The 3,298-nt window shown below is 56.9% G+C and carries 1 rRNA gene; it reads right to left on the reverse strand.

Annotated elements, in window-relative coordinates:
- Positions 1-22 precede the first annotated feature (22 nt).
- A 23S ribosomal RNA gene (locus ACZ5VC_RS33135) occupies positions 23-3,145 on the reverse strand.
- Positions 3,146-3,298 lie beyond the last annotated feature (153 nt).

A 3,298-nucleotide genomic window follows, 5' to 3' on the forward strand; every position in this document is an offset into this window, starting at 1 on the left:
AACACAGTGGACGCGAGCAACTGAGGACAAGCCCTCGGCCTATTAGTACCAGTCAGCTTCACCCGTTACCGGGCTTCCACATCTGGCCTATCAACCCAGTCGTCTACTGGGAGCCTTACCCTCTCAAGGAGGTGGGAATACTCATCTCGAAGCAGGCTTCCCGCTTAGATGCTTTCAGCGGTTATCCCTCCCGAACGTAGCCAACCAGCCATGCCCTTGGCAGGACAACTGGCACACCAGAGGTTCGTCCGTCCCGGTCCTCTCGTACTAGGGACAGCCCTTCTCAATATTCCTACGCGCACAGCGGATAGGGACCGAACTGTCTCACGACGTTCTAAACCCAGCTCGCGTACCGCTTTAATGGGCGAACAGCCCAACCCTTGGGACCGACTCCAGCCCCAGGATGCGACGAGCCGACATCGAGGTGCCAAACCATCCCGTCGATATGGACTCTTGGGGAAGATCAGCCTGTTATCCCCGGGGTACCTTTTATCCGTTGAGCGACGGCGCTTCCACAAGCCACCGCCGGATCACTAGTCCCGACTTTCGTCCCTGCTCGACCCGTCGGTCTCACAGTCAAGCTCCCTTGTGCACTTACACTCAACACCTGATTACCAACCAGGCTGAGGGAACCTTTGGGCGCCTCCGTTACCCTTTGGGAGGCAACCGCCCCAGTTAAACTACCCATCAGACACTGTCCCTGATCCGGATCACGGACCCAGGTTAGACATCCAGCACGACCAGAGTGGTATTTCAACGGCGACTCCACAACCACTGGCGTGGCTGCTTCAAAGTCTCCCACCTATCCTACACAAGCCGAACCGAACACCAATATCAAACTGTAGTAAAGGTCCCGGGGTCTTTCCGTCCTGCTGCGCGAAACGAGCATCTTTACTCGTAGTGCAATTTCACCGGGCCTATGGTTGAGACAGTCGAGAAGTCGTTACGCCATTCGTGCAGGTCGGAACTTACCCGACAAGGAATTTCGCTACCTTAGGATGGTTATAGTTACCACCGCCGTTTACTGGCGCTTAAGTTCTCAGCTTCGCCCTGTCGAAACAGAGCTAACCGGTCCCCTTAACGTTCCAGCACCGGGCAGGCGTCAGTCCGTATACATCGCCTTACGGCTTCGCACGGACCTGTGTTTTTAGTAAACAGTCGCTTCTCGCTGGTCTCTGCGGCCACCCCCAGCTCAGAGTGCAAGACTCATCACCAGTGATGGCCCCCCTTCTCCCGAAGTTACGGGGGCATTTTGCCGAGTTCCTTAACCATAGTTCACCCGAACGCCTCGGTATTCTCTACCTGACCACCTGAGTCGGTTTAGGGTACGGGCCGCCATGAAACTCGCTAGAGGCTTTTCTCGACAGCATAGGATCATCCACTTCACCACAATCGGCTCGGCATCAGGTCTCAGCCTCAATGTGTGACGGATTTGCCTATCACACGGCCTACACCCTTACCCCGGGACAACCACCGCCCGGGCTGGACTACCTTCCTGCGTCACCCCATCGCTTACCTACTACCACCTTGGACCGGCGGCTCCACCACTCCCCTTTGCCCGAAGGCTCCGGGGCGGCTTCACGGCCTTAGCATCAATGGATTCGATATTGGGCGTTTCAAAGCGGGTACCGGAATATCAACCGGTTGTCCATCGACTACGCCTGTCGGCCTCGCCTTAGGTCCCGACTTACCCTGGGCAGATCAGCTTGACCCAGGAACCCTTAGTCAATCGGCGCACACGTTTCTCACGTGTGTATCGCTACTCATGCCTGCATTCTCACTCGTGAACCGTCCACAACTCGCTTCCGCGGCTGCTTCACCCGGCACACGACGCTCCCCTACCCATCCCAGCGGGCGTTGGCCCTCATGCTGGAATGACACGACTTCGGCGGTACGCTTGAGCCCCGCTACATTGTCGGCGCGGAATCACTTGACCAGTGAGCTATTACGCACTCTTTCAAGGGTGGCTGCTTCTAAGCCAACCTCCTGGTTGTCTCTGCGACTCCACATCCTTTCCCACTTAGCGTACGCTTAGGGGCCTTAGTCGATGCTCTGGGCTGTTTCCCTCTCGACCATGGAGCTTATCCCCCACAGTCTCACTGCCGTGCTCTCACTTACCGGCATTCGGAGTTTGGCTAAGGTCAGTAACCCGGTAGGGCCCATCGCCTATCCAGTGCTCTACCTCCGGCAAGAAACACACGACGCTGCACCTAAATGCATTTCGGGGAGAACCAGCTATCACGGAGTTTGATTGGCCTTTCACCCCTAACCACAGGTCATCCCCCAGGTTTTCAACCCTGGTGGGTTCGGTCCTCCACGAAGTCTTACCTCCGCTTCAACCTGCCCATGGCTAGATCACTCCGCTTCGGGTCTTGAGCGCGCTACTGAATCGCCCTATTCGGACTCGCTTTCGCTACGGCTTCCCCACACGGGTTAACCTCGCAACACACCGCAAACTCGCAGGCTCATTCTTCAAAAGGCACGCAGTCACGACGCATTGAGTAAACTCAATGCGCGACGCTCCCACGGCTTGTAGGCACACGGTTTCAGGTACTATTTCACTCCGCTCCCGCGGTACTTTTCACCATTCCCTCACGGTACTATCCGCTATCGGTCACCAGGGAATATTTAGGCTTAGCGGGTGGTCCCGCCAGATTCACACGGGATTTCTCGGGCCCCGTGCTACTTGGGTGTCTCTTAAACGAGCCGTTGATGTTTCAGCTACGGGGGTCTTACCCTCTACGCCGGACCTTTCGCATGTCCTTCGCCTACATCAACGGTTTCTGACTCGTCTCATCGCCGGCAGACGATGAAAAAGAGATCCCACAACCCCGCATGCGCAACCCCTGCCGGGTATCACACGCATACGGTTTGGCCTCATCCGGTTTCGCTCGCCACTACTCCCGGAATCACGGTTGTTTTCTCTTCCTGAGGGTACTGAGATGTTTCACTTCCCCTCGTTCCCTCCACATACCCTATGTGTTCAGGTATGGGTGACAGCCCATGACGACTGCCGGGTTTCCCCATTCGGAAACCCCCGGATCAAAGCCTGGTTGACGGCTCCCCGGGGACTATCGTGGCCTCCCACGTCCTTCATCGGTTCCTGGTGCCAAGGCATCCACCGTGCGCCCTTAAAAACTTGGCCACAGATGCTCGCGTCCACTGTGCAGTTCTCAAGCAACGACCAGCCACCCACCACCCCGCCGCCAAAGGCAACGAGTTCACTGGGGCCGGCATCGCGAAGGTTCAGACTCGAAAGTCCGTACCCTCAGATACCCAACAACGTGCCCGGACGAAC

It is taken from the genome of Streptomyces sp. NPDC033174 (genome assembly GCF_055577795.1).